Origin of the sequence: Streptomyces sp. NRRL F-5650 (assembly GCF_000721365.1) — a bacterium.
Lineage (GTDB): Bacteria > Actinomycetota > Actinomycetes > Streptomycetales > Streptomycetaceae > Streptomyces > Streptomyces ardesiacus.
This window is the reverse complement of record NZ_JOGV01000003.1, coordinates 194,537-220,714: the sequence shown is the minus strand read 5'-3', so window position 1 is coordinate 220,714 and position 26,178 is coordinate 194,537. Positions and strand designations below refer to the sequence as shown.

General features: G+C 74.0%; 23 protein-coding genes. 7 read left to right on the top strand and 16 right to left on the bottom strand.

The features are described 5' to 3' along the window. Positions 1-122: 122 nt before the first annotated feature. Genes IG88_RS0105505 through IG88_RS0105490 form a run of 4 tightly spaced genes read right to left on the bottom strand, consistent with a single transcriptional unit; the run spans position 123 to position 5,774 of the window. Complete coding sequence (locus IG88_RS0105505; protein WP_031035587.1) at positions 123-1,373, bottom strand: NAD(P)/FAD-dependent oxidoreductase; 1,251 nt, start codon at positions 1,371-1,373, stop codon at positions 123-125. Next, positions 1,370-2,806, bottom strand: coding sequence for an NAD(P)/FAD-dependent oxidoreductase (locus IG88_RS0105500; protein WP_037835377.1), 1,437 nt, complete (start codon positions 2,804-2,806; stop codon positions 1,370-1,372). Before IG88_RS0105500 ends, IG88_RS0105505 begins: the two co-directional genes overlap by 4 nt. Then, on the bottom strand, positions 2,803-4,233 hold the full coding sequence (locus tag IG88_RS0105495) for an FGGY family carbohydrate kinase (RefSeq protein ID WP_031035583.1): 1,431 nt from the start codon (positions 4,231-4,233) through the stop codon (positions 2,803-2,805). Before IG88_RS0105495 ends, IG88_RS0105500 begins: the two co-directional genes overlap by 4 nt. Continuing rightward, on the bottom strand, positions 4,230-5,774 hold the full coding sequence (locus tag IG88_RS0105490) for an APC family permease (protein ID WP_063760581.1): 1,545 nt from the start codon (positions 5,772-5,774) through the stop codon (positions 4,230-4,232). Before IG88_RS0105490 ends, IG88_RS0105495 begins: the two co-directional genes overlap by 4 nt. A 248-nt stretch (positions 5,775-6,022) precedes the next feature. Between IG88_RS0105490 and IG88_RS0105485 the strand changes: the two genes are divergently transcribed. Beyond that, positions 6,023-6,784, top strand: coding sequence for a DeoR/GlpR family DNA-binding transcription regulator (locus IG88_RS0105485; protein WP_031035579.1), 762 nt, complete (start codon positions 6,023-6,025; stop codon positions 6,782-6,784). Between the two features lie 231 nt (positions 6,785-7,015). Here the strand turns inward: IG88_RS0105485 and IG88_RS42355 are convergent, their stop codons facing one another. The 3 genes from IG88_RS42355 to IG88_RS0105470 form a co-directional block, all read right to left on the bottom strand. Further along, on the bottom strand, positions 7,016-8,482 hold the full coding sequence (locus IG88_RS42355; protein ID WP_107452043.1) for a serine/threonine-protein kinase: 1,467 nt from the start codon (positions 8,480-8,482) through the stop codon (positions 7,016-7,018). A gap of 140 nt (positions 8,483-8,622) precedes the next feature. After that, positions 8,623-8,955 carry a hypothetical protein gene (locus IG88_RS0105475; RefSeq protein WP_051851764.1) on the bottom strand — a complete coding sequence of 111 codons (333 nt, stop codon included), beginning with the start codon at positions 8,953-8,955 and terminating at the stop codon, positions 8,623-8,625. Between the two features lie 2 nt (positions 8,956-8,957). After that, on the bottom strand, positions 8,958-9,446 hold the full coding sequence (locus IG88_RS0105470; RefSeq protein WP_051851763.1) for a MarR family transcriptional regulator: 489 nt from the start codon (positions 9,444-9,446) through the stop codon (positions 8,958-8,960). A 101-nt stretch (positions 9,447-9,547) separates the two neighbouring features. On the opposite strand from IG88_RS0105470, the gene IG88_RS0105465 reads away from it, so the two are divergent. Further along, positions 9,548-9,931 carry a hypothetical protein gene (locus IG88_RS0105465; protein ID WP_031035570.1) on the top strand — a complete coding sequence of 128 codons (384 nt, stop codon included), beginning with the start codon at positions 9,548-9,550 and terminating at the stop codon, positions 9,929-9,931. A 52-nt stretch (positions 9,932-9,983) separates the two neighbouring features. On the opposite strand, the gene IG88_RS40605 is transcribed toward IG88_RS0105465, so the two are convergent. Continuing rightward, positions 9,984-10,973 carry a DUF6215 domain-containing protein gene (locus tag IG88_RS40605; RefSeq protein ID WP_031035568.1) on the bottom strand — a complete coding sequence of 330 codons (990 nt, stop codon included), beginning with the start codon at positions 10,971-10,973 and terminating at the stop codon, positions 9,984-9,986. Positions 10,974-11,198: 225 nt separating this feature from the next. Here IG88_RS40605 and IG88_RS0105450 point away from each other — a divergent pair, with 225 nt between their 5' ends. From IG88_RS0105450 to IG88_RS0105435, 4 genes are read left to right on the top strand one after another with little or no spacing between them, the layout of a single operon-like run. Continuing rightward, positions 11,199-12,056, top strand: coding sequence for a TetR/AcrR family transcriptional regulator (locus IG88_RS0105450; protein ID WP_031035566.1), 858 nt, complete (start codon positions 11,199-11,201; stop codon positions 12,054-12,056). Between the two features lie 45 nt (positions 12,057-12,101). Continuing rightward, the gene (locus IG88_RS0105445; RefSeq protein ID WP_031035564.1) at positions 12,102-12,995 is read left to right on the top strand and encodes a 3-keto-5-aminohexanoate cleavage protein; all 894 of its coding nucleotides are present in this window, start codon (positions 12,102-12,104) and stop codon (positions 12,993-12,995) included. Positions 12,996-13,022: 27 nt separating this feature from the next. After that, positions 13,023-13,994, top strand: coding sequence for a 3-hydroxyacyl-CoA dehydrogenase NAD-binding domain-containing protein (locus IG88_RS0105440; protein ID WP_031035561.1), 972 nt, complete (start codon positions 13,023-13,025; stop codon positions 13,992-13,994). Next, a complete protein-coding gene (locus tag IG88_RS0105435) occupies positions 13,991-14,470 on the top strand; it encodes a thioesterase family protein (protein WP_031035559.1) in 480 nt (159 codons plus the stop codon). Before IG88_RS0105440 ends, IG88_RS0105435 begins: the two co-directional genes overlap by 4 nt. Positions 14,471-14,644: 174 nt before the next feature. Here IG88_RS0105435 and IG88_RS0105430 read toward each other — a convergent pair whose 3' ends face one another. Both IG88_RS0105430 and IG88_RS0105425 read right to left on the bottom strand, forming a co-directional pair. Continuing rightward, the gene (locus tag IG88_RS0105430) at positions 14,645-15,796 is read right to left on the bottom strand and encodes an enolase C-terminal domain-like protein (protein WP_031035557.1); all 1,152 of its coding nucleotides are present in this window, start codon (positions 15,794-15,796) and stop codon (positions 14,645-14,647) included. Between the two features lie 128 nt (positions 15,797-15,924). Next, entirely contained in the window at positions 15,925-17,796 is a 1,872-nt protein-coding gene (locus IG88_RS0105425; protein ID WP_051851762.1) for an ABC transporter ATP-binding protein, read from the bottom strand. Positions 17,797-17,966: 170 nt separating this feature from the next. Here IG88_RS0105425 and IG88_RS0105420 point away from each other — a divergent pair, with 170 nt between their 5' ends. Beyond that, positions 17,967-18,662, top strand: a complete 696-nt coding sequence (locus IG88_RS0105420) for a GntR family transcriptional regulator (protein WP_031035554.1) — start codon at positions 17,967-17,969, stop codon at positions 18,660-18,662. Here IG88_RS0105420 and IG88_RS0105415 read toward each other — a convergent pair. From IG88_RS0105415 to IG88_RS44105, 6 genes are all read right to left on the bottom strand, one after another. Continuing rightward, entirely contained in the window at positions 18,638-19,639 is a 1,002-nt protein-coding gene (locus IG88_RS0105415) for a proline racemase family protein (protein WP_031035553.1), read from the bottom strand. The two genes, IG88_RS0105420 and IG88_RS0105415, sit on opposite strands and share 25 nt — an antisense overlap. Before the next feature lie 2 nt (positions 19,640-19,641). Then, positions 19,642-20,538 carry a dihydrodipicolinate synthase family protein gene (locus IG88_RS0105410; protein ID WP_031035552.1) on the bottom strand — a complete coding sequence of 299 codons (897 nt, stop codon included), beginning with the start codon at positions 20,536-20,538 and terminating at the stop codon, positions 19,642-19,644. Then, the gene (locus IG88_RS0105405; protein ID WP_031035550.1) at positions 20,535-21,998 is read right to left on the bottom strand and encodes an NAD(P)/FAD-dependent oxidoreductase; all 1,464 of its coding nucleotides are present in this window, start codon (positions 21,996-21,998) and stop codon (positions 20,535-20,537) included. The genes IG88_RS0105410 and IG88_RS0105405 overlap by 4 nt, the downstream gene beginning before the upstream one ends. Beyond that, positions 21,991-22,245, bottom strand: a complete 255-nt coding sequence (locus tag IG88_RS0105400; protein ID WP_031035548.1) for a (2Fe-2S)-binding protein — start codon at positions 22,243-22,245, stop codon at positions 21,991-21,993. Before IG88_RS0105400 ends, IG88_RS0105405 begins: the two co-directional genes overlap by 8 nt. Continuing rightward, on the bottom strand, positions 22,242-23,585 hold the full coding sequence (locus IG88_RS40855; RefSeq protein ID WP_037835375.1) for an NAD(P)/FAD-dependent oxidoreductase: 1,344 nt from the start codon (positions 23,583-23,585) through the stop codon (positions 22,242-22,244). Before IG88_RS40855 ends, IG88_RS0105400 begins: the two co-directional genes overlap by 4 nt. 111 nt (positions 23,586-23,696) lie before the next feature. After that, a complete protein-coding gene (locus IG88_RS44105) occupies positions 23,697-25,760 on the bottom strand; it encodes an SWIM zinc finger family protein (protein ID WP_420712072.1) in 2,064 nt (687 codons plus the stop codon). Between the last annotated feature and the right edge of the window lie 418 nt (positions 25,761-26,178).

Here is a 26,178-nt window from a genome sequence, read left to right as displayed (position 1 = left end):
GCGAGGAGCCCGGTCGTCGCCCCGCCCGCACCCCGCTCCTTCCCACGGGGGCGGTACTTGTGCCCCCGTGGGCCGGGGACCACTCGGACGAGGGAACGCGTCGTTCCTGCCGGGCCGGCCTCTCACAGGCCGATGTGGACCGGACCCCCCGTGTGCGAGACGCCGTCCAGGACGCCGGAGGGGATGCGGAAGACGCGGCCGGGGGCCGCGGGCCACGGCAGGGTGCGGCGGCTGAGGACGCGCCCGTCCTGACGGACGGTCACCTTGGGGAAGCGGACGAACTCGTCCGACCACAGCAGGAGCCGGCCGCGCGCCGGTGCCGGGTCGCCGGGGCGCAGGATCTGCGGGGCGATCCAGCGGAAGGGAGCGCTGACGGTCAGCCGTACGCCCGCGGCACTGGGCTGACGGCCCGTCAGGTAGTCGATGACCTGCTGGGCCACGTGCTGCCCGTCGAGCGCGGCGACGTCCGCGGTGTCGACCGGGTGCAGCATGTTGCCGACGGCGAAGACCCCGGGTCGGCTGGTGCGCAGGGCGGTGTCCGTGAGGGGGCCGAGGGTGCCCTCGTCCAGGGTGATGCCGGCGGCGCGGACGAGTTCGTGGTCGGGGATCCAGTCGCCGGTGAAGACGACGGTGTCGCACTCGACGGTGCGTCGCTTGCCGGTGTCCAGGTGCTCGATCTCCACGGCCCGGCAGCGGCCCTTGCCGATGACCCGGGTGACGCGGGTGCGGGTTGCGACGGGCACGCGGAGCACCGAGCGGCCTGCGGCGTTGAAGACTCCGTAGGACTCCGCCTTCGGGTACTGGCTGACCATGAGGGCGGGGATGCAGCCGGCCTCGCGCAGGGTGAGGGCCGCGGACCAACTGACGAGTTCGCCGCCCACCACGACGGCCCGCTTGCCGACCGGCTGGTGGTGGAGGTGGACGAGGTTCTGGAGCTGTCCGGTGGTGTAGACGCCGTGCGGGCGGTCGCCGGGGACGCGGCGGGCGGTGCGGGGCCGCTCGCGGGCGCCGGTGGCCAGCACGGTGGCCCGGGGCCGGACGCGGTAGCGGCCGTCGGGGCTGGTGACGTCCAGGGTCTGCTCGTCGGCCCAGCCGGTGACCATGGTCCTGGTGCGGATCTCGGCTCCGGCCCGGGTGGCCCGGTCGGCCAGGTGGCGGGCGTAGGCGGGGCCGGTCATCACCCGGCGCAGGTCGCGCAGGCCGTACCCGGTGTGGTCGCTGTGGCGGGGGATGCCGCCGGCCGCGTCCTCCCGGTCGACGACGAGGACGTGCCCGGCGGAGCGGTCGGCGAGTGAGGCGGCCGCGGTCAGACCCGCGGGGCCGCCGCCGACGACGAGGACGTCGGGCTGGATCAGGGGCGGCTGGTCGGTCATCGGTTGTCCTTGTGCTGGCTGTGGCAGCCGTCGTGGTTCTGGTACCGGGTGTGCAGGGCGGCGACGGCCGCGCCGCAGAAGAAGCCCTGGCAGCGGCCGTTCATGGCACGGGTGCGGCGGCGCAGGCCCTCCAGGGTGCGGGCGGGCACGGGGGCGTGGCAGGCGTCGCGGATCTCGCCCTCGGTGACGCGCTCGCAGAAGCAGACGACGGTGCCGTAGGCGGGGTCCGCCGCGATGCGTTCGGCGTCCTGGTAGGGGCGGGTGGCGGCCTCGCCGATGTTCGGCATCCTCGGCGGGTCGGGCAGGTCGCCGCGGGCGCGCAGGGCGAGGCCGGCCTCCTCCAGGAGGGTGCGGGCGTGTTCGGCGATGGCGAGGCCCGCGGTCAGGCCGGTGGAGCGGATGCCCCCGACGAGGAGGTAGCGCTGTCCGGGGCTGGCCTCGATGAGGTAGTCGGGGTGGTCGATGGCGGCGCGCAGTCCGGCGTAGCTCGCGGTGACCTCTTCGGCCAGCAGGCGTGGCATGAGCCGTTCGCCCTTGGTGAGGAGGAAGTCGTAACCGTGCTCGGAGGTCGCGGTGTCGGTGCGGTCGTCGAGGTCCTCGGCGGTGGGGCCCAGCATGACGTTGCCGTAGATGGTCGGGGAGATCAGTACGCCCTTGCCGCGGGAGGAGGGCACGGGCAGGACGATCTTGTCGACCATGGGCCGGGCCAGCTTGTCGAAGACGAACAGCTCGCCCCGGCGCGGGGTGACCGTGAAGCGGTCGTGGCCGAAGAGGCGGTCGATGTGGTCGGCGCCGAGCCCGGCGGCGTTGACCACCCAGCGGGCGCGCACCTCGCCGCCCCCGGTGCTCAGGACCGTGACGTCGCCTGCCGTGTCGACGGCGGTCACGGCGTGCTCCAGCAGGATGGTGGTGCCGCGCTGCCGGGCGTCGGTGGCCAGGGCGAGGTTGGTGGTCCAGGTGCAGATGATGGACTCGTCCGGGACGGTGAGGCCGCCCAGCACGCCCTCACCGAGGTCGGGGACGCTGCGGTAGACCTCGTCGGCGCCGACGATCCGGCAGTGCGGGTAGCCGTTGGCCTCGGCCTTCTCCTTCAGGCCGGGCAGGGCCTCCAACTCCTCCTCGTTCCACGCCACGAGTACGGCGCCGGTGTGCTCGACGGGGATGCCGGTGGCCTTGGCGTAGTCGCTCAGCAGGTGGTAGCCGCGGGCGACCAGCCGGGATTCCAGGGTGCCCGGTTTGGCGTCGAAGCCGGTGTGCAGGATCGCGGTGTTGGCCTTGCTGGTGCCGTCGCCCACGTCGTCACGGGCTTCGAGCAGCGCCACGGAGACGTGGTGGCCGGAGAGTTCGCGTGCGACGGCCGCGCCGACGATGCCTCCTCCGATCACCGCGACGTCGTAGACGCCGTCGTCCGGGCGGTGGGGGGTGGCGGTCATGAGTGTTCTCCCTTGGCGGCGCAGGCGGCGGCCTGCGCCCATGTGGTGCGGTATTCCTGGGCCCGGTCGGCGGACCAGCGGGGTTCGTACACGGTGCTCGGCTTCCAGTCTCCGACGGCCTCTTCGAGACTGAGCGCGGGGTCCAGCGCACGGCGTGCGAGGGCGGCGGCGCCGAGGGGGGTGGCATGGGCGTTGGGGTAGAGGTCGACGGGGAGCTGGGCGATGTCGGCCTGGGCCTGCATGAGGGCGGCCGAGTTGGTCAGACCGCCGTCGGCGCGCAGCCGGGTCAGCGGCCTGCCGAGGTCGCGGCCGACCAGGGCGGCCAGCTCGGTGACTTGGGCGGCGATGCCCTGGAGCAGGGCGAGGACGAGGTGTTCGCGCCGGGTGGACAGGGTCATGCCGGTGAAGGACGCGGTGGCGTCCGGTGTCCACCAGGGGGCGGCGAGCCCGGCGAAGGCGGGGACGCACAGGACGCCTTCGCTGTCCGCCGGGACCAGTTGGTCGAGTTCGGTGGCGGACTGGAGGAGGCCGAGGTCCTGGAGCCATCGTACGGCGGAGGCGACGGTGTAGACCTGGCCGTCCACGCAGTAGAGGGTCCGCCTCTCCGCCTGCCAGGCCACCGACGTCGTCAGCTTCGCGCTGGAACGCACGGCGTTCGGGCCGGTGTTGGCCAGCAGGAAGGCGCCCGTGCCGTAGGTGCACTTGGCGGTTCCCTCGTCCAGGCACGCCTCGGCGACGAGGGCGGCCTGCTGGTCGACGATCAGTCCGGCCACCGGCACCTCCCGGCCGAAGGCGCGCGTGGTGCCGACGATCTCGTCGCAGGCGGCGATGCGGGGCATGCGTTCGTCGCCGAGCCCGAACCAGTCGGCGAGTTCGCCGTCCCAGGTGGCGTTGTCCAGGTCGAAGACCAGGGAGCGGCTCGCGGTGGCGGCGTCGGTGACGAACTCGCCGGTCAGGTGGTGCACCAGCCAGGTGTCGGTGGTGGTCACCACCCCCTCACGGGTGAGGTTGCGGCGGATCCAGGCCATCTTGGGCGCCGAGAAGTACGGGTCGAGGACGAGCCCGGTGCGGGCGGCGAGGGCGGCGGAGCGGTCCGCCAGCTCCGTGCAGACGGTCTCCGCGCGCCGGTCCTGCCAGACGATCGCCGGGGAGAGGGGGGTGCCGGTGGCGGGGTCCCAGGCCAGGACGGTCTCTCCCTGGTTGGCCAGGGCCACGGCGGCGATCGGACGGCCCGCCTCGGCCACCGCCCGGCGGCCGGCGGTCAGGACGGAGTCGAGCAGTTCGTGCGGGTTCTGCTCCACACCACCGCCGGGCAGATAGGTGGGGCGGACGGTCTCCTCGGCGATGGCGACGGTGCGGCCGTCGGTGTCGACGACGATGGCCTTGGTGCCCGAGGTGCCCTGGTCGATGGCGAGGATGGCGGTCACTTGGCGGTCCTTTCTGCGGCCACGGCGCCCTCGGGGGCGGTGCCCGCGGTGTCCAGGGCTCGGTCCACGTCGGCCATGTCGGGCATGGTCAGGCCGGCCCGGCCGCGGCGGACGATCAGGGCCGCAAGGTACACGGCACCGATCCCGCACAGCACCAGCACGTAGGTCCAGGGGGCGCGGAAGGAGGCGTCCCGGAAGATCAGCAGTTCGTACACCAGCCACACACCGGCCAGGACGAGGACGGGGACCTCCCAGCGGCCGAGCGAGAAGCCCTTCGACGGCGGCAGCGAGTGGCGCTTGGCGGCGTACATCGCCACGGTGCCGGCGTAGATGACGGCGGGCAGGAGGGTGGCGGCCGAGAACAGCTCGAACAGGGCGTCGGTGGAGCGGGAGAAGACGGCGAGGACGATCTGGGCGATCAGCATCATGAAGACGGTGGCGTTCAGGGGTGTCGCGGTGCGCGGGTCGACGCGCTTGAGCAGGCGCCAGCCGGGGAAACGCTCGTCGCGGGACATGGCGTAGACGAGGCGGGTGCCGCTGAGGGTGATCACGAGTCCGCAGGAGAAGATCGAGACCACCACCAGGACCAGCAGGACCTTGCCGACGACCGACCCGAGGACGGCGGTGATGACGGTGGCCACGGGGGTGCCGGAGGCGTCGAGGCCGTCGACGTGGCCGGCCGCCGCGGTGATCGCGATCAGGAAGAGGAAGCCGAGCACGCCGAGGGAGAGCACCGCCTGGACCATCGCCCTGGGGATGACGCGGGCGGGGTCCTTGGTCTCCTCGGCCAGGTTCGCCGCGGACTCGAAGCCGACGATGGTGAAGGCACCCAGCAGGAAGGCGAGGGCGAACGGTCCGGCCTCGGTGGCTCCGCCCAGTCCGTAGTAACCGCTCGCGGGCACGGTGCCGGTCTCGAAGAGGTGGGCGAGGTCCAGCTTGCCGGTGAACGCGCCGACCGCGAACAGCAGCACGGTCAGCGCGACCATGCCGATGAGCTGCAGGGTCACGGCCGCGTTGTTCACCCGGTGGGTGGTGCGGGTGGAGATGCCCACCAGCAGGGCCTGGAGGAGGACGACCCCGGCCGTGATGACCCAGGCGTTCTGGGTGGTGCCGACGTAGCGGAACAGTTCGGGCAGGATCGTGGAGGCGATGGTGTAGTCGACCGCGACCACGACGACGCCCAGGAACGCGAACGAGATCCATCCCATGATCCAGCCCCAGACGGGGCCGACGATCCGCGAGACCCACTGGTAGGAGTAGCCGCTGATCGGGATGCGGGCGGCGAGGGCGCCGAACACCAGGGCGATGGAGAGCTGGCCGATCACCGAGATCGGCCAGGCCCAGATGCCGCGCGGGCCCGAGGTGGCGAGGACCGCGCCGTACGTGGTGAAGATGCCCGTCGCGATGGACACGAACCCGAACGCGACCGAGAACGAGGCGTACCAGCCCAGTTCCCGCGCCATCTCCCGACGGCCCTCGCTCACCGCACCGGACTGCCCGGCCGTCGTGGGGCCCTGGGGGCCGTTTGCTGCTTGTGCCATGACTCGCTTCCCTCTTAAGGGTGCCCGCCCGCGCGGCAGGGGGCCGGTGGATGAGGTGGGCCAAAGGTGAAGGGCCGACGTCGACGGGGTGGAGCATGCCCGCGCGTGACCGTTCTTATGGATGCTTGACCGCGATTTACTGGAAGTGTGGACCAGTGCCCGTAGACCGTCAAGAGTCCGCGGTGCCTTCTCGTACGGTTACGATGCAGGCAGAGATCCACAAGAACAGTCACCGCCGAGGGGGTGTCGTGCTCCCCGTTGAGCGCCACCGAAGGATCGTCGCCGAGCTGTCGCGGCTGAGGTTCGTCACCACGGACGACCTCACCGCACTGCTGGGCGTCTCCCACGAAACGGTTCGCAGAGACCTCGCGCTCCTGGAACAACGCGGTGAACTGACCCGGGTGCACGGCGGCGCGACCAGCCCCGAGGCCCCGGTCGGCGAAGAGGCGTCGTTCAGTGAACGAAGCGGCGCCATGGCCGAGGAGAAGCGGACCATCGGGCGGGCCGCCGCGGCGCTCGTCGAGCCCGGCCAGACCGTCGTCATCGACGTGGGCACCACCGCGCTCGAAGTGGCCCGCGCCCTCCCCGCCGACCACACCGGCGTCATCGCCACGCCGTCCCTGCTCGTGGCAGCGGAGGTCAGCACCCGTCCCCGCGTGGAGGTCCTGGTCAGCGGCGGCCGGCTCCGGGCGGGCGACCTGGCCTGCTCCAACGCCCACGCGGTCGGCTTCTTCTCCGACCTGCGGGCCGACGCCGTCTTCGTCGGGTCCGGCGGCATCGCGCCCTACGGCCTGACCGACTTCCACCTCGACGAGGTCGCCACCAAACGGGCCATGCTCGCCAACGCCTCCCACCGCTATGTCCTCGCCGATTCCAGCAAGTTCGGACGCACGGCCGCGCACCGCGTCTGCGACCTCGGCGGATTCGACACTCTGCTCACGGACCGGCCGTGCCCGCCGGAACTCCAGACCGCCATCCAGCGCAGCGGGGGTGCGGTGGTGATCGCCTGAGTTCCGGGCGAGCCGGCGGTCCGGGTCCGCGGGTCCGCGGGTCTGCGGGTCCGCGGCGGACGCCTCGCGGCGGCCCGGCCGTATTCGTCCCGGTGCCGGACCGGCGCGCCTGGTGATCCCCGGCCCGGCTCACCGCCCTGGGTCACCCACCGGGCACGGCGCCGGTGGAGCACGTCGAACGGGGCTTCCGCACGGCCGGAGGCCGCCGGCGCGCCGCCGGGCGGCCGGGCCTCAGTGGTCCGCGAACCCGGTGTGGGTCAGGGTCGCCACGACGCCCGCCACCTTCACGTCCACGACGACCTTGCCCCTGGTCCACCGGGTCGACGTGCCGTCCGGAGCACCCAGCGTCTCCAGGACCGACACCGGCAGGCGTTCCCGGTCCCTGGGCTCCGGATAGAAGACGACCAGGCTCAGCTCGCCGCGGTCGTTGAAGGCGTACTGCGTGTCCATCGTGATGCCGCAGAACGTCTCGGGCCCCCGCCCCGTGACCCACCACTCGCCGTTCTGCTGCGCCGCGTCGGGGAACCTGGCCCGGAAGTCGGCGACGCGCGCTCCCCAGGGCAGGCCGTTCCAGCCCTGCGCGACGGTGCGTTCGCCGAAGGGGGCCGGGCCCGCGTCCGCCGGTGTGCCGGCGTCGTTCCTGCGGCGGGTGGGGATCAGCCGCGCCAGACCGCGGCGCCGGGGCGGGGTGGGGGCCGGGGGTGGGGCGCCGGACCCGGTTGCGTGGACCCGCGTGTCGCCGTCGCGCGGACGGTGCGCCTCCGTCTCGTCGGTGGCACCGGCGTCGTCGAGGGTGGCGGTGCCGCCCTGAGCGGACGTGGTCCCGACGCCGTGTGCGGCTCCGAACTCGGTGATCATGCGGCTGATCGCAGCCGGCAGCCAGGTGTCGCCGGCGTCGTCGTGCGAGAGGGAGCCGAGGAGGTCGCCCGGGGTGGGGCGGGCGTCGGGGCTCTTGGCGAGACACGCCGCGACCAGCCCGCGCAGTTCGTGGTCGACCAGGGTGAGGTCCGGTTCCTCCTGCACGATGCGGTACATCATCGCCGCGGGGTGCCCGTCCCCGAACGGGGCGCGGCCGGTGGCGGCGAACGTCAGCACCGAACCGAGGGCGAACACGTCGCTGGCGGGACCGACCTCGCGGTCCCCGCGCGCCTGTTCCGGCGACATGTAGGCCGGGGTGCCCACGACGACGCCGCTGACCGTGTGCGACGTGGCCTCCAGCGCCCGCGCGATGCCGAAGTCGATGACGCGGGGGCCGTCGGCCGCCAGGACGACGTTGCCCGGCTTCAGGTCGCGGTGCACGAGGCCGCACCGGTGGATGGCGTCGAGCCCCTCGGCCAGCCCGGCCGCCAGCACCCGCAGCGCCCTGGCCGGCAGCCCGCCGTGGGCGCCCACCACCGTGTGCAGCGAGGGTCCCGGGACGAAGGCGCTGACCAGCCAGGGGCGTTCCGCGTCCGGGTCGGCGTCCACGACCTGCGCGGTGAAGAACCCGCCGACCCGCCGGGCCGCCTCGACCTCCCGGGCGAAGCTCCGCCGGAAACCGGCATCGGCCCCGTACTCGGGGCGGACCACCTTGACGGCGACGGGTCTTCCGCCCGCCGACCGTCCGAGGAACACCTGTCCCATGCCGCCGGCGCCGAGCCGCCCCACGAGGCGGTAGGCGCCTATGCGGTCCGGGTCCCCTGCTCGCAGCTCTTCCATCGGCCCCCCTGGTCGCCCGACTTGGTGGAGATCTTCCCAGAAGCGGGCCCGGTACGCGGGCTGTTGGAGGCTTCGCCCTTCATCACCCGGCGACTTCCGGCCGTCCGCGGCTCCTTCAGGACCGGGGCGGGGCTCCGCCGTCAGCGGGCCCGGTCGCCGAGTCGCGGCGTGAACGGCGCCCCGTTCAGGACGCCGTTCGCGGCGAGCACCTCGACGGTCTCACCCGGGCCGACGCGCACGTGCAGCGAGCCTTCGCCGAGCCGTGCGACGAAGCCCCTGTAGCGCACGAACGTCGACACCCGGACGCCTCCGGCCGCGACGGGAAAGACCTCACGCCGGGACCACCGCACCCGGTGCTCGACACCGTCGACGGCGACGAACGGCCTGGCGAGCGGCACGAGGAACCATCTGCTGAGGGGGTGGGCGCGGACGCTGACGGCGATCCACGACTCGTCCGGCACGCCGGTGGCCACGCTCAGTCCGCCTCCCCTCCGCCGACCGCGGCTTCGTAGGCGCGCAGCGTGTCCACGAAGATCTGCCGCTGTTCCTCGGTCAGGGGTGCCAGCGCCTTTCGCCACGCGGCGGCACCCGGGGCGAGCCAGGAGGTGATCGCGGCCTGGTGGGCGGGGGCGATGCCGACGATCCGCCGGCGCCGGTCCGCCTCGTCCTCGCGCCGCTCCAGGATCCCCTGCCGGCTCAGGTCTCCGACCAGCAGGCTCACCGTGGTCGGGGCGACCTGGAGCCGGACAGCCAGCTCGTTCACGGTCGTCGGCCCGTCGAGGAGCAGATACGAGAGCAGCGAGAGGTGACGCGGCGCCAGGGAGAAGGACCGCAGCGCCTCGGGCACCGGGGTCTTCTTGGCCCTGCCCACCATCCGGGGCATGAGCAGCAACAGGGCCCTGACCGTGTCGTCCACCCCCTTCCCGTCGCCCTCACCGGCCTCGTGCAGCCCGGGTGTTGACATGGCACACCCCTTTCCACTTACCTTTGACTTCAAAGCTATTTTGCTTTGCTCGCAAAGCAAGTTCCCCCATGCTACCCACCTGTGCGAACGGAGGCTTCACCATGCCCCACTTCACCGTGCACATCCGCGAATCAGCCCTCGACGGTACGGTCGAACCGAAGCTGATCAGTGCCCTGACCGACGCGGTCGGCGCCGTCTTCGGCGAGGAGTTGCGCCGACTGGCCGGGGTGGACCTGATCGGCATCCCGTCGCACCGCCGGGGCCTCGGCGGCGTCCCCGCCGAGACCGACGCCCCGCTCGTCACCCTCAGCATGCGCGAGGCCGCCTATCACCTTCCCGCGATCCCGGACGCCCCGGCGCGCCTGGTCGCCACCATCACCGACGCGATGGCCGACGCCCTCGGCGAGGACATCCGCAAAGAGGTCATCGTGACGATCGTCGGCGTACCGGACGGCCGTACCGGAATCGCAGGCACGGTGGCCTGACCGGGCGAGTCCACGGGCCGCCGGGTCGCCCGCGCACTCGCCCGGCGGCTCGTCACACCGCCCGTTCGGGGATCGCGGCGAGGACGTGCTCGGTGACGGCGACGAGGGTGGCGTCGTCCGGGAAGGCCCCGGAGGTGCCCCACACGGTGATCTCGCAGTAGCCGCCGCCGTCCTTCGCGTCGAGGGCCACGGCCAGCGTTCTGGCGAGGGGGCCCTGCTGCACCGGCCCCCCGGACGCGCCGCCGCCGGGATCGACCTCGATCCTCATGGTGCGGTCCGAGGAGAGGAACGCGGGCCGCCCCAGGACCTTCAGCTTCCTGACGTCCGACTCCTGCCCGTACTCCGTCAGTTTCACGTACTGGCCGATCGACAGGTCGTTGTAGGTGACCGAGACGTTCACGGTGTAGGTGCCGAACTCGACCTGTGCCTCCGGCCTGGCGACCTTGCCGTCGGTCAGGGGAGCGGTGCCGTTGGAGGCGGACGCCCCGGTGGCGGTCTCCGCCGGCGTTCCGAGGAGCCGGGGTAGCTCGGGTGTGTCGAGGGCCTGGCACAGTTCGGCGGCGGTGACCGCCCCGGGCGTCTCCTTGTAGGCGCCCGGCAGTTCCGTCTCCTGCACGCCCGGGCACGAGACGGCCCCGGGCGTGCCGTGGGCCTCGGAGGACAGCACCCTCGGGCCCAGCCACACTCCGGCCGCGAGGACGGCGAAGACGCCGACGGCCGCCAACGCCTGGCCCCACGCGTTGGGTTCCTTCTCCCGGGCGGGCGTGGCGGTCCGGGCGGCGGGGGCTGGTGCACCGGTGGCACCCGCCCCGTCGTCCGCCGCGGCGGCCGTGCCGCGGTTCCGGCGTGCGCGCAGCGCCCGGACCACCGTGTGGACGCGCACCGCGGTGAACACCAGGAACAGCACGCCGAATCCGGCCGGGGCCCACTCTCTGTCGTCCAGGCCGAGATACAGCAGGCGGACGCCCAGAAGCGACCCGACCACGACGAGGAGGGGCTCGCGGACCCAGAAGGGCAGGAGACGGACGAGGAAACCGAGCATGCGGCGATCCCATCAGGGCAAGATCACCCCGGCCGTGATGGAAGCCACAATTCCGGCTCGGTACTCAACCGTGATGAACGGCTCCGCGGTCACCTCCGTATCGGGGCGGCGGCGCGTTGCGCTCCTGACTGACACATCAGTCAGGGCCACAATTCTGCTTGTCGCAGCGCCTTCGCATGCACCGGCGGTTGAGTTTTCCGCAACACGCGCCTAGGGTCGTGGCCCGTGGAAACCGACGACGTCCTCGACGGCGCACCGACCGCCGACACCGCCGCCCGCGTCCGCGAGGTCGTCGCGGCGGCGGGGGTGAGCCAGCGCGAGTTCGCGCGCCGGGTAGTCATGGACCCCTCCAAGCTCTCGCGTTCGCTGAGCGGCACCCGCCGCTTCACGGCCGCGGAGCTGGCACGGATCGCCGACGAGGGCCGGGTCGACGCGGGCTGGCTGCTCGGCACCCGGCCGCGCGGGAAGGCCACGGCGCCGGCCGCCGGCGTCGAGGGCGGCCGGCCGCTGCAGATCGTCCGCGAGACGGTCCGGCTGATCGCCGAGCACGGCTTCCACGCGGTGCGGGTCGCCGACATCGCCCGCGCCTGCGCCACCAGCAGCGCCGCGATCCACTACCACTTCCCCGGCCGCGCCGAACTCCTGGAGGCGGCCGTGCGGTGGTGCATGGACGAGGACACGTCGCACCGCGCCGCCCTCCTCGCCGAGGCGGACGACGCGGCGGCGGAGCTGCGTCAGCTCATCGCGCTGCAGACGCCGCGCACCGCGCAGCAGCGCCGCCAGTGGGCGGTGTGGCTCGACCTGTGGGCCGAGGCCGCGCGCTCCACGGCGGTGGGCCGACTGCACTCCGAGTACTACCGCCAGTGGCGCGAGACCGTCGCCGACGTCGTGCGCCGGGGGGTCGCCCAGGGCGTGTTCCGCGCCGGGACCGACCCCGAGGCGGCGGCGCTGACCCTGACGGCGCTGATCGACGGTCTGGCGACGCACGTCCTCTCGGTGGACGGGCCGTCGGCCGACCGTGCGGCGGACGCGATGCACGCGGCGCTGACCACCCACGTCACCCACACGATCCTGGCTCCGTAGCCCGGGAACGTCACCAACAGCGGCAAGATTTCGGGAGGCCCCCGCATGCCCATGACCGAGAACGTCATCATCACCTGCGCGCTCACCGGCGCGGGCGACACCGTCCGCAAGAGCCCCCATGTCCCGGTCACCCCGGAGCAGATAGCGAGGAACGCCGTGGAGGCGGCCGCCGCCGGGGCGGCCGTCGTCCACATCCACGTACGCGACCCGGAGACCGGCGCCCCCTCGCGCGACCCGAAGCTGTACCGGGAGGTCGTCGAGCGCGTCAAGGAGACCGGCACCGACGTCGTCATCAACCTCACCGCCGGCATGGGCGGCGACCTCGTCATCGACCCGGACGAACCGCTCACCCACCTGCCCGGCACGGACCTCGTCGGGGGCCTGGAGCGGCTGCCGCACGTCGAGGACCTGCTGCCCGACATCTGCACGCTGGACTGCGGCTCGCTCAACTTCGGCGACGGCTCCAGCCTGTACGTCTCGACGCCCGACATGCTGCGCGCGGGCGCGCGGCGCATCCAGGAGCTGGGCGTGCGGCCGGAACTGGAGATCTTCGACACGGGACAGCTCTGGTTCGCCAAGCAGTTGCTCGCCGAGGGCCTGCTCGACGACCCGACCGTGTTCCAGCTCTGCATGGGCATCCCGTGGGGCGCGCCCGCGGACCCCGGAGTGCTCCAGTCGATGGTCAACATGCTGCCGGAGGGCGCCCGTTGGGCCAGCTTCGCGCTCGGCCGGATGCAGATGCCGTGGGTCGCGCAGTCCATCCTGCTGGGCGGACACGTCCGGGTGGGCCTGGAGGACAACCTGTACCTCGGCCGGGGCAACAAGGCGACCAACGCCCAGCTCGTCGAGCGGGCGGTCACCATCACCGAGTCGATCGGCGCCCGCGTCGCCACCCCGGACGAGGCCCGCGCCGCCCTCGGCCTCAAGCCGCGCCAGTAGCCCGCCGCGACGACGAAGGAACCCCTCATGAACACACCCGGGACGACCGCACCCGAGAACATCCGCCGCGTCGCCTGTGTCGGCGCCGGAGTCATCGGCGGCGGCTGGGTCGCCCACTTCCTGGCCCGCGGCTACGACGTGACCGCCTGGGACCCCGCCCCCGACGCCGAACGCAGGCTGCGTCGCCTGGTCGACGCGGCGTGGCCGGCGCTCACCTCCCTCGGTCTCGCCGAGGGCGCGTCGACGGACCGGCTGACCGTCGCCGCCACTCTCGAACAGGCCGTGGCCGACGCCGAGTTCGTCCAGGAGAGCGCGCCCGAGAAGCTCGACCTCAAGCGCGACCTGCTGGCCCGTCTGGACGCGGCGGCACCGCCCGGTGTCGTCATCGCCTCCTCCACCTCCGGCTATCCGATGACGGACATGCAGACGACGGCCGCGGACCCCTCGCGCCTGGTCGTCGGACACCCGTTCAACCCGCCCTACCTCATCCCGCTCGTCGAGGTCGTCGGCGGCGAGCGCACCGACGCGGCGGCGGTCACCCGGGCCGCCCGCTTCTACGAGGCGGCAGGCAAGTCCGTCATCACGATGGACAACGAGGTGCCGGGCTTCATCGCCAACCGCCTCCAGGAGGCCCTGTGGCGCGAGGCGCTGCACATGGTCGCCAACGGCGAGGCGACCGTCCGGGACATCGACCTGTCGATCACCGAGGGACCCGGGCTGCGCTGGGCGGTGATGGGACCGATGCTGACCTTCGCGCTCGCGGGCGGCGAGGGCGGCATGGCGCACATGCTGGACCACTTCGGCCCGTCCCTGAAGTCGCCGTGGACGCGCCTGCGGGCCCCGGAGCTGGACAAGGAGTTGTACGACGCCGTGGTGGCGGGCTGCGACGAGGCGGCGGACGGCCGCTCCATCGCGGACCTGGTGGCCGAACGCGACCGGGGTGTCATCGACGTACTGCGCGCCACCGGCCGCCTGGACCGCGGGGAGGGTGCCCGATGACGGGGCTCCCGCTCTTCCGCGGCACCGTGCGTCCGGAGTGGATCGACTACAACGGCCACATGAGCGAGGCCTTCTACGTCCTCGTCTTCGGCCACGCCACGGACGCGCTGATGATCGAGACCGGCCTGGACGCGGGCTACCGGGAGTCCACGGGCTGCTCCCTGTACACGGTCGAGTCCCACGTCCGCTACCTGCGGGACGTGCCGGAGGCCGCCCATCTGGCCGTCCGGACACGTGTGCTGGGCGCGGCGGCCCGCAAGGCGCGTTTCACGCACGAGATGTACGTGGTGCCCGGGCCGGAGTCGGAACCGGCGCCCGACGCGGCCCCGGTGGCGACGACGGAACTGCTCGCGGTCCACGTCGACCGGCAGGCGGGCCGGGCCGTCGCGTTCCCGGAACCGGTCAGGCACCGCTTCGCGGAGCTGACCGAGCCGGCTCCGGACTGGGCGGGCCGCTCCATCGCCGCCGTGGCCTGACGCGGCACCGGGGCTCGGGCGGCGGGCCGGTGGCCGGGGATCCCGTGCATCCGCCGGCGGTGGAGATGACACTCCCGGCGCGGCAGGGCCGGGAAACCGGCCGGTACGACGGCGGGGCAGGCCCCGTGTCCTGGTGCCGCGTGCCCTGGGCCACGCCGACCTGGGCGTGCCTGGTCAGGACGGTCGTGTGCCGTGGACGCGGTAGGGCTCCGCGTCGGCCCACTTGACGTCGAGGCCGAGTCCCGGCCGGCCGGTGTCGGGGCGCAGGCAGCCGCCCTCGGGTGACAGGGTGCCGTCGAAGAGCAGGTGCTCGACGCGCACGTGGTCGTGGAAGTACTCCAGGTGCCGCAGCCGGCGTACGGCGCAGAAGGCGTGGGCGGAGACCGCCGGCGCGCAGTGCGCGGACAGGTCGAGGTGCCGGACGGCGGACAGGCCGGCGATCTCCAGTACGCCGGTGATGCCGCCGCAGCGGGTGACGTCGGCCTGGAGGCAGTCGACGGCCGGGCCGGCGGGGCCCTCGGTGAGGTTGGCGAAGTCCTGGGCGGTGAAGGCGTACTCCCCCGCGGCGATCTCCAGCCGTGCCGGTCCCCGTTCACGCAGCATCCGCAGGCCCTCCAGGTCCGCCGAGCCGACGGGCTCCTCGAACCAGCGCACGTCCCACTCGTCGTGAAAGCGGTGCGCCCAGTACAGGGCCTCCTTGCGGCCGAGGGCGCCGTTGGCGTCGGTGAACAGTTCCGGCCCGGTGCCGATCGCCCGGCGCACGGCGGTGAGGCGCTCGGCGTCGTGCTCGGGCCGGCGCGAGGTCTTGAGCTTCACGCGGGGGATGCCCTGTCCGACCCAGCCGCCGAGCTGGTCGGTGAGCCGGTCCAGGGGGTAGTTGGTGAAGCCGCCGCTGCCGTAGACGGGCACCCGGTCGTGCTGGGCGGGCAGGAGGTGGACCAGGGGCAGGTCCAGCAGTCGCGCCTTGAGGTCCCACAGCGCCACGTCGACGGCGGACAGGGCCATGGCCCCGACGCCCGGACGGCCCGCGTTGCGCATCCGCGCGGCCATCCGCCCGCTCAGTGCCGCCGGTGAGCCGACGCTCGCGCCCTCGATCACGGGGGCCAGCTCCGACCTGGCGAACGTGGCGGCCGAGACGTCGCCGTAGGTGTAGCCGAGGCCGGTCCTGCCGCCGGCGTGCACCCGGACGAGGACGAGGGTGGTGGAGTCCCATTCCAGGGTGCCGTCCTGCTCCTTGCCGTCGGGGCCGTCGGTGGGCACCTCGAAGGCGTGCACGTCGACGGCGTCGACCGTGCACGCGTCGAGGGGGTCGGCGGCCTGGGGCATGGGGCTCTCTCCTGGACGGGCGGGAAGGACACTCCCGGAGTGCCTTCCCCGGCCGGGGGCAAACCGGACGACGGTCACTCGTTCGGTTGTCCCGCCGGCCGGGGCGCCGTACGGGCCCGGAGCGCCCGTCACACCACCGGTACGGGGTCGGCCGGGCCGTGCGGGTCGCCGGGGCCGGGGCCCGGGACGGGGTGTTCGAGGGCCGGCTCGGCGGTCTCGCCGAGGAAGCCGCCCGACTGGTGCTGCCACAGCCGGGCGTAGGCCCCGTCCGCGGCGAGGAGCTTGTCGTGGCTGCCCTGCTCGACGACGCGTCCGCGGTCGAGGACGACGAGGCGGTCCATGCCGGCGACGGTGCTCAGGCGGTGGGCGACGACGAGGGCCGTGCGTCCGTCCATCAGCCGCCACAGCGCGTCCTGGACGAGGATCTCGCTCTCCGAGTCCAGGGCGCTGGTCGCCTCGTCGAGCAGCAGGATCGGGGCGTCGCGCAGGATGGCCCGGGCCAGGGCGACACGCTGGCGCTGGCCGCCCGACAGCTTCACGCCCCGCTCCCCCACCAGCGTGGCGAAGCCCTCGGGGAGCTGGTCGGCGAACTCCGTGACGTGGGCGGCCTCGGCGGCGGCGTGGATCTCGTCGTCGGTGGCACCGGGCCGGGCGAAGGCGATGTTGTCCCGCAGGCTGCGGTGGAACATCGCGGGTTCCTGCGGGACGTAGGCGATCAGTGAGCGCAGGTCGCTCTGGCGGAGCCGGCCGATGTCCTGACCGCCGACGAGGATGCGTCCCCGGTCGAGGTCCGACATCCGCAGCAGCAGCCGGGTGAGGGTGGTCTTGCCGCCGCCGGACCTGCCGACCAGGCCGATCCGGGAGCCCGCCGGCACGTCCAGGTCGAGCCCGCGGAAGATCGGCTCGGCGCCCGCGTGGGCGAAGGTCACCGCCTCGAAGCGGACGCCGGTGTCCCGGGGCGCGAGCGGCTCGGGGTCGTCGGCGTCCAGCACGGTGGGCGGGTCGAGGAGCAGCTCGGTGAACTGCGCGGCCTCGGTCACGGAGCTTTCGAGCCGCCGGTAGATCTGGTTGAACTCGAACATGATCTGGGTGGCGTTGGAGTAGTAGGTGAAGGCGACGACGATCTCCTCCACCCCCTGGCCCGGTCCGCCGAGGGCGAGGGCGACCACCAGGCCCAGCATGTTGGTCAGTACGGACAGAGGGGCGATCAGGGTGTCGACGCGCAGGTTGCCGTAGTCCCAGGACCTCAGCGTCAGACGCCGGGACTCCGCGACCCGGCTGCGGTGTTCGGCGCCCTCGCGCCGTTCGGCCGCGAACGCCCGGACGGTCTCCATGTTCGCGAGACTGTCGGCGACATGGCCGGAGACCCGCGCGATCGCCGCCTCCCGGTCGTTGACGAGCCGCTGCCTGCGCCGGATCAGCGGGGTCGCGGCCGTCGCGGTCAGCACGAGCATCACGAACAGGCCGACGACCAGCATCGGTTCGTAGCTCCACAGCACCACGGCCCCGAAGAGCAGGGGGACCAGGCTGCCCGCGACGCGGTAGGTCATCGTGTCGGTGAAGTCCTCGAAGCGCTTGCCGTAGCTGAGGACGCGTTTGGTGAGGGAGCCGGCGAAGTTGTCGTGGAAGAAGGCGGCGTCCTTGGCGAGGAGTTCGTCCATGCCGCTGACGTACAGGTGTTCCATGCCGAGGGCGCACACCCGGTTCAGGCAGTGCTGCCCGACCCGCCAGACGGCCTCGGCGAGCAGCAGCGTCGCACCGAAAGCCAGCACGTACGGCAGTGCCGGGCCGAGGGCGAGACCGTCGCCCGCCGCCTGTCCGGCCAACTTGGCGATCAGCAGCGGGGCGACGTAGCGGATGCCGATGTTGCCCACGGCCGGCAGCAGCAGCGCGGGCAGCGCCAGGCGGCGCAGTCGCAGCAGTTCCAGGCCGTAGTGGCGCAGCGCGAGGACGACCGCGCTCCTGCCGGGCGCCGGCCCCCGTGATTCTGTGGTGCCCATCACACTCCCGGTGGTTCGGAAGCCGGAAGTCTCCCGTCCAACGAGGCGCACAGTCCAGGCATTTAACGCGGACCGTCGAGAATCGGACACCGGGCGCCGGGGCCGGGCCGTCTGCGCAACGTGACATTGTAAAGTGGCAGCCCCTTCGCCGGCCGGACGCAGGAGCACCGATGCCGCATCTCAAGTCCCGGGCGGTCTCCGTCCGGACCCCGCTGCGCGACCAGGTCGCCGACGCGCTCCGTGCCGCCCTCATCGCCGGTGACCTGCGCCCTGGCCTCGTCTACTCCGCCCCCACCCTGGCCGCCGAACTCGGCGTCTCCGCGACCCCGGTGCGCGAGGCCATGCTGGACCTGGCCCGGGAGGGCCTGGTCGAAGCGGTGCGCAACAAGGGGTTCCGGGTCACCGAGATGACCGAGCGGGACCTCGACGAGTTCACCGAGATCCGCACCCTGATCGAGGTGCCCACCGTGGGACGGGTCGCGACGACGGCGACCGCGGAGCAACTGGAGGCCCTGCGGCCGTTGGCGCAGGAGATCGTCACCGCGGCCCGGGAGCACGACGTCCTCGCGTACGTCGAGGCCGATCACCGCTTCCACCTCGGACTGCTGTCCCTGGCGGGCAACCAGCATCTCGTGCGGGTGGTCGCCGATCTGCGCACGCGGTCGCGTCTGTTCGGGCTGGGAAGCCTGAACGAGACGGGCCGGCTGGTCGCTTCCGCCGAGGAACACGTCGAACTGCTGGATCTGATGGCGGCCGGGCGCGGCGCCGAGGCCGAGCAGTGCATGCGCCGCCATCTCGCGCACGTGCGCACCCTCTGGGCGGAGGGCACCCGCCCGGCCCCTCAGAGGGTGAAGCCGGCCGGGTAGGGGTCCGAGGGGTCGAGCAGGTACTGCGCGGTACCGGTGATCCAGGCCCGGCCGGTGACGGACGGCAGGACGGCCGGCCGTCCCGCGACCGTCGTTTCGCCGAGGATCCGGCCGACGAACCGGGAGCCGATGAACGACTCGTTGACGAAGTCCCGGCCGGCCGGCAGCAGGCCGCGGGCGTGCAGTTGCGCCATCCTGGCGCTGGTGCCCGTGCCGCAGGGCGACCGGTCGAACCAGCCGGGATGGATGGCCATGGCGTGCCGCGAGTGCCCGGCGGTCGATCCGGGGGCCTCGAGATAGACGTGGTGGCACACGTCGATCTCGGGATGCTCCGGGTGGGACACCGGGTTCTGCCGGTTGACGGCGTCCATGACGGCCAGTCCGGCGTCGAGCAGCCGCTGCTTGTGCGCCCGTTCGAAGGGGATGCCGAGGTCGTCCGTGCGGACGAAGGCGTAGAAGTTGCCGCCGTAGGCGATGTCGTAGCGCACCCGCCCGTGCCCGGGGACGTCGACCACCTGGTCGAGCGCGTGGCAGTACGACGCCACGTTCTCCAGGGTCACCGACTCGGCGTGGCCGTCGCGCACCCGTACCCGGGCGGTGACCAGTCCGGCCGGGGTGTCGAGCCGGACCCGGGTCTCCGGCTCGGTCACCTCGACCATCCCGGTCTCGACGAGGACCGTCGCGACGCCGATGGTCCCGTGACCGCACATCGGCAGGCAGCCGGAGACCTCGATGAAGAGCACCCCGTAGTCGGCGTCCGGACGGGTCGGGGGCTGCAGGATCGCCCCGGACATCGAGGCGTGCCCGCGCGGTTCGCACATCAGGAGGGTGCGCAGGTGGTCGCGGTCCGCGACGAACCGCTGCCGCTTCTCGGACATCGTCGCGCCGGGGAGGACGCCCACGCCGCCGGTGATCACGCGGGTGGGCATGCCCTCGGTGTGCGAGTCGACGGCGTGGTAGCAGACCGTCGAGCGCATCGTCAGTTCACCCCGGCGTCGATCAGGGCCTGGGTGGCGGCGCGCACGACGGCCTCCGCCTCCGGGGCCAGCGGCTGCCGCGGCGGCCGGCACGCACCGCCCCGGCGGCCGGTCAGCTCCTGGCCGAGCTTGATGGCCTGGACGAACTCCGTCCTGCTGTCCCACCGCAGCACCGGGTGCAGTTGGCGGTAGAGGGGCAGCGCCGTCTCCAGGTCGCCCCGGACGGACGCCTCGTACAGGGCGAGGCAGGCCCGGGGGAAGACCTGCGGATATCCGGCGACCCAGCCCTTGGCGCCGGCCAGGGCGACCTCCAGCACGGTGTCGTCGGTGCCGATCATGAGGTCGAGACCGGGGGCCAGTTCGGCGATCTCGTAGCAGCGCCGGACGTCGCCGGAGAACTCCTTGACGCCGACCACGAACCCTTCGGCGTACAGCTTGGCCAGCAGGTCGGGACGCAGGTCCACCTTGGTGTCGACGGGGTTGTTGTACGCGGTGACGGGCAGCCCCGCCGAGGCCACCAGTTCGTAGTGTTCGAGCACCGCGCGGTCGTCGGCCCGGTAGGCGTTGGGCGGCAGGCACATGACCGCCCGGCAGCCCGCGTCCTTGGCGAACTGCGCGTGCCGCTTGGCCTCCCGGCCGCCGTAGCCACCGACGCCCGGCATGACGGTGAACCCCTCGGGCGCGTGGGCGACGGCGGTCTCGACGACGCGGTCGCGCTCCTCGTACGTGAGGGTCTGGTACTCGCCCAGCGACCCGTTGGGCGCGACGCCGTGCATCCCCTGCTCGGCGAGGTGGGCGACGCTCTCGCCGTAGGCGCCGAAGTCGACCGAGAGGTCGTCGTGGAACGGCAGGCTGGTCGCGACGACGACGCCGTGCCAGGGCTTGCGGGTCTCGCTCATGAGCACTCCTTGTCGGGTTCAGCGTGGTCCGTCGGTTCTTCGTCGAGGCCGGCGAGCGCACCGAGGGTGACGGGCGTCGCGACGAGCCGTTCGGCGGGCTCGTACGCCCGTCCCCGCCCGCGCGCCGTGAGGCAGTGCACGGCGGGGCCGCACATCCGCCCCTGGCACCAGCCCATGCCGGCCCGGGTGAGCTGCTTGACCTGCCGGTGGTCGTGGGCGCCGTCGGTGCGGGCGGTCCGCACCGCCCCGGCGGTCACCTCCTCGCAGCGGCACACGACGGTCTCGTCGGTGAGCCAGGCAGACCATGCGGGAGGCACCGGGTGGGCCAGCGCCGTCGCCCGGGCGAAGGCACGCTGCCGGACCACCGCCGAACGCACCGCGGTCCTGGCCCGGTTCGCGGTTGCGGGGGCGGCGGCACCGGAGTCGGCGAGGACCGACCAGGCCGCCAGCCGGCCCTCGTTCACGGCGAGCGCCGCCCCGCCCACGCCGCACGTCTCGCCCGCGGTGTAGAGACCGGGGACGGTGGTGCGCTGCCCCGCGTCGACGGCGGCCACCGCGTTGCCGTCCGCCGACCCGGTGAGGGCGCAGCCGAGGGGGACGAGCAGGTCGAGCTGGGGTGCGAAGCCCCAGCCGACACCCACGGCGTCGACCTCGACACGGCGTTCCGTGGCCGGGCGCGGGCTGCCGTCCGGCGCCAGTGAGGCGATGCGCACCGCCGTCACGCGTTCGCCGCCCTCCGCGGCGACGATCGCCGTGCGCGGGCGGACCGGGACGCGGTGGCGGGCGAGCGTGGCCGCGTATCCGGCTCCCTCGGCCCACTTGCCGGGGTTGCGCAGCAGCGGGCCGGGGTGGCGCAGCCAGGCCCGGGGGTGGGCCGCCTCGCACACCGCGACGACCTCGACGCCGCGCGCGGCGAGACCGGCGGCCACCGGCAGCAGGAACGGCCCGGTGCCGCCCAGCGCCACGCGGCTGCCGGCCGCCACGCCGCCGCCCTTGAGCAGCGCCTGCAGGCCGCCCGCGGTCAGGACTCCGGGCAGGTCCCAGCCCGGGAAGGGCAGTTGCCGGTCGTAGGCGCCGGTCGCCACGAGGAGCCTGGGCGCCCGCAGGACGACCGCGGTCTCGCGCGGTGCGTCGCGGCGGTCGGCGGCGTGGACCGCGAATCCGCCGCCCTCGCGGACGGCGGCCCACGCGTGGTGCGCCAGGCGCAGGTCGAGCCGGCCCGCCGCGCGGTGTGCCGCCAGCGCCCGGCACAGGGCGCGGTACCGGCCCAGTCCGTGGTGCAGGTCGTCGGTCGGTACGGCCGCTCGCGCGTGCTCCGGCGGGTGCCGCCAGTACTGACCGCCGAGGGCCGTTCCGGAGTCCAGCAGTACGACGCGCAGTCCACCGGCGAGCGCCGTGGCCGCGGCGGCCATGCCCGCCGGGCCCGCGCCCACGACGACGAGGTCCACGGGTTCACTCATCGTCGTCCTCCCGCGTCGTGACGGTCATGCCCGGCCGGGCCGGGAGCAGGCAGGCGCGCTGTCCGCGGGTCCCGTCGGCCGTGACGAGGCAGTCGAAGCAGACGCCGATGCCGCAGAAGACGCCCCGGGGGCGCCGTCCGAGGCGGGTGGTGCGCCAGGCGACCCGGCCCGCGGCGACGAGGGCCGCGGCGACGGTCTGTCCCTCGACGAACGGCACGGGTTCGCCGTCGACGACGATCTCGCTCACTGGCGCGCACCTCCGGGGGCGAGGAAGCGGTCGGGCAGGAGACCGGTGAGCGCGGCCGGGTCGGCGCCGCGCCAGGGCCGGCCGAGCAGGTGGGCCGTCACCAGCGCGCCGGTCCCGGGGGCGAGGCCGACGCCCGCCCCCTCGTGACCGCAGGCGTGGACGACGCCCGGCACGCGCGGGTCGGGGCCGATCACCGGCAGGTGGTCGGGGCAGTACGGCCGGAAGCCTCGGTAGGCGCGCATCAGGTGGACCCCGCGCAGGAACGGGAAGAGCCGGCACGCCTGTGCGGCGAGACGGGCGACCACGGCGGTGTTCATCGTCGTGTCGAAACCGACGCGCTCCCGGCTGGCGCCGATGAGGATGGTGCCGCCGCGGGTTCCCTCCACGACGCAGGACGTCTCCAGACCGGCGTCGGAGGAGGCGACGTTGGCGACGTAGTCGGCGGAGTAGACCTTGTGCCGGACGACCGCCGGCGGCAGCGGTTCGGTCACCAGGACGAAGCCGCGGCGGGGCAGCACCTCGACGGGCGCACCGAGTCGCCGGCCGACCTCACCGCCCCAGGTCCCGGCGGCGTTGACGACGAAGTCGGCGCGCAGGACGTCACCGGCGGCCGTCCGGACGCCGGTGATCCGGCCGTCGGGGGACGGGACTTCGGGGGGTGGGCCTTGGGGGAGCGAGCCTTCGGGGAACGGGGCTTCGGGGGTCGGGCCGTGTGAGGGTGGGCCGGATGGGGCCGGACCCGGACCGGGTGAGGTCGGGCCGGCCGAGGTCGGGCCGGGTCGGGGTGGACGGTGTGGGGTGCGGTCGTCGTCACGGGAGGTCAGGGCTGCGACGACCTCGCCCGTGCGGAACCGCGCTCCGCGCCGTACGGCGGCGCGCAGCAGGGCGGCTGCCGCCAGCACCGGCTGCACCTGCGCGTCCTGCGGGTAGTGCACGCCGCCGGGGATCCCGGGGGCTAGGTGGGGTTCGAGGTCCCGTACGCGGTCGACCGGCTCGACGCGGACACCGGCCGCCTCCTGCCGCGCGGCGAACTCACGGAGCGCGGTGAGGCTTTCTTCGGTGCTCGCGACGACCAGTCCGCCCTTGGGCTCCAGTTCGAGGGTGCCGGGACCGAGTTCGCGGCCCGCCTCCTCCCACAGGGTGCGGCTCAACCGGGCCAGGGCGAGTTCGGGACCGGGTTCCTTGTCGGAGACGAGGACGTTGCCCTCTCCCCGGCTCGTCGTCCCGGCGCCCACGGGTCCGCGGTCGACGACCGTGACGTCCAGGCCGGCCGAGGCGGCGTGGAAGGCGCAGGCGGCTCCGACCACTCCCGCGCCCACGACGACGACCTTGAGGGTCAACGACTCCTCCTCCACGCATCACGCACCACACCGCACTGTGCAATGTCACATGCCATGGGTGAGGCTATCCATCCGGTCGGCCGAAGACAACGCCTCCTCCGGGCCCGGGCGTCAGAGGTCGACTCGGGTACCCAGCCCGGTCAGGGCGCCGACCGGGTCCAGATCGGGGGTGCCGCGCGGCCACCAGTCCTCGCGGCCGGGCTCCGACTCGTACGCGTACCAGAGTCCGGTCCGGCCGAGTCTGAGCTGGACATGCCCCCGGGGGTGGGTGAGGCGGTTGCGCCGGGGACGGAAGGCAGGGAGGTCGGCGGCGAGGAGCAGGGGGCGCGCGCGGTCGAATCGGCCCGCCGGCGGGTCCCAGGGCTCCTCAAGGACGTCGAGTCCCTCCGGCCCGCCCTGCCGCCAGGCGGCGACGGCGCGCGCCAGCTCCGCCGTGTCGCGTCCGGCTGCCGAGGCGAGGGACGCATAGAGGGCGCGGGTGCCCGCGGTGAGCCCGGAGCCGGGGCGGGCCGCGGCGAGGCGGACGGCGTCCTGCCACAGTGTCAGCCCGCCGACCGGGTCGCGGCCGGTGGTGAGCAGGGCGTGGGCGCGGGCGGCGGCGTCGGTGGCGAGCTGGTCCAGCGCGAAGGAGTCGGGGCCGCCCGGTGCGGTCGGACAGGCCGGTGGCTGTTCCGGGTGCGGGGGCGCGGGCAACGGCGCGGGGAGGGGCGGCAGGGCACGCCGGGCCAGTACCTCACCGGCCCGTACGCCGGGCAGGGGTGCCGGTCCGCGGTCCTGGGCGGTGCGGGCCGCGCGGGCCGCGTTGCGCCGGGACAGGGCGTCGATCAGCTCGCGCTCGCCCCGGCCGCGCAGCAGGAGCAGTACGAAGGGGTCGGCGTCGAGCAGACGTGCCGTCTGGTAGCAGAGGGCGGCGGCGTGCTTGCAGGGGTGGCCGGAGTCGGGGCAACTGCACTGCGGGGTGAGCTCGCCGGGGCCGGGCAGCAGCGGCACGCCCTGGTCCGCCAAGTCGGCCAGGGAGGGCGGGAGTTCCTTGTCGAGGAGGGCGGCGATGTGTCCGGGCCGTTCGACGGCGGCGTCCAGGAACCGGTCCCAGTCGGCGTCGCCGAGCGTCCGCAGCCGCACCTGTACGCGGTACGGCCGGGCGCGGCTGCCCTGCACGTAGGCGAGGACCAGCCCGGGTGTCACGGTGATGGCGTCCACGCGCCCCCGCTCGGCGTATCCCCGCCCGCGTTCCAGCCTCGCGGGGTCCAGGGCGCCCTCCTCCAGCGCGGTCACCCAGGCGTTCCCCCACCAGGTCCCGGCGCGACCCTCGTCCGCGGCCGCACGGGGCGGAAGCGCGGGGAAGGTCCTGCGCAGCTCACCGTCCCGGTCCGGGGCCGCCATCGAGCGGGGGGCGCGGGGGCGGGCGGGCGGCGGTGCGGGGTGGCCGGCGGCCCGGTCGCGCACCGCTGACGGCTGCTCCGGGGGCCGCCGCCGCTCCGGCCGCTCACGCTCGGGAGTGGAGGCCGGGTCTTCGGAGCGGGGCGTGTGCCCGGCGCGAGGAGAGGCGGCGGGCTCGCCACCGGCCCCGGGGACCGGGCCGACGGCGGCGGACGAGCCGACGGCGAAGTCTGGGCCAACGGCGGGAACCGGTCCGACGCCGGGGGCCGAGGCGGAGCCGGAGGCCGAGGCGAGGCCGGGGGCCGAGGCGGAGCCGGAGGCCGAGGCGGAGCCGGGGGCCGATGCGGGCCTAGGGGACGTGTCGGGCCCGGGCGCCGATGCGGAGCCGGAGGCCGACGCGGAGCCAGGGGCCGATGCAGAACCGGGGGCCGACGCGGAGCCAGGGGCCGATGCAGAACCGGAGGCCGATGTAGGCCTAGGTGACGTGACGGGCCCGGGCGCCGATGCGGAGCCAGGAGACGTGACGGGCCCAGGAGACGAGACGGGCCCGGGCGGCAAGGCGCGCCCACGAGACGTGGCTGCCGCCCGACCCTCCCGGGGGACCGCAGCACCGGAGCGCACACGCGGACCCGCACCGGACGACGAGGCCGACTCCGCAGACGAAGCCGCCGCCCGCGCCACACCGGAAGCCCGCTCGGCCCGCTTGCCGGTGCGCGGGGTCGCCCCGGTCTCCCCTGCCGACGAGGTCTCCTCGGCCGACGAGGTCTCCTCTGCCGGGTCCGCCTCCGAGGGCAGCCGGAAGGCGCCTGCGGCGAAGTCCCGTACGGCACGTGCGCGGGCGTCGGCGGTGCCCGCGCCGCCCGCCCGCCGCCGGCCGCCGTCCGGACGGGGCGCCCGACGTGTGCGCGCCGCTCCCCCGGCCGACGCGGCCCCGGACGCCGCCTCCGCCTTCGCCCGCCGACGCGCCGCCCGCAACGCCTCCCGCGCAACGTCGGCCGGACGGCTGTCGCCCCCTTCCACGGCACCGGAACGGGACGGCCCATCGGGGTGCGGGGCGGTCGGCGCGGTCACGTCGTCGGACCGGTCACCCCCGTCACCCCCCTCTCCCCGCTGTACCGGCTCCCCCGGACCCGCCGAACCTGACGGACGCCCCGAACTCGCCGGGTCCACCGCATCCGCCGGGGTCTCCCGATGTGACGGGGCGTCACCGGCG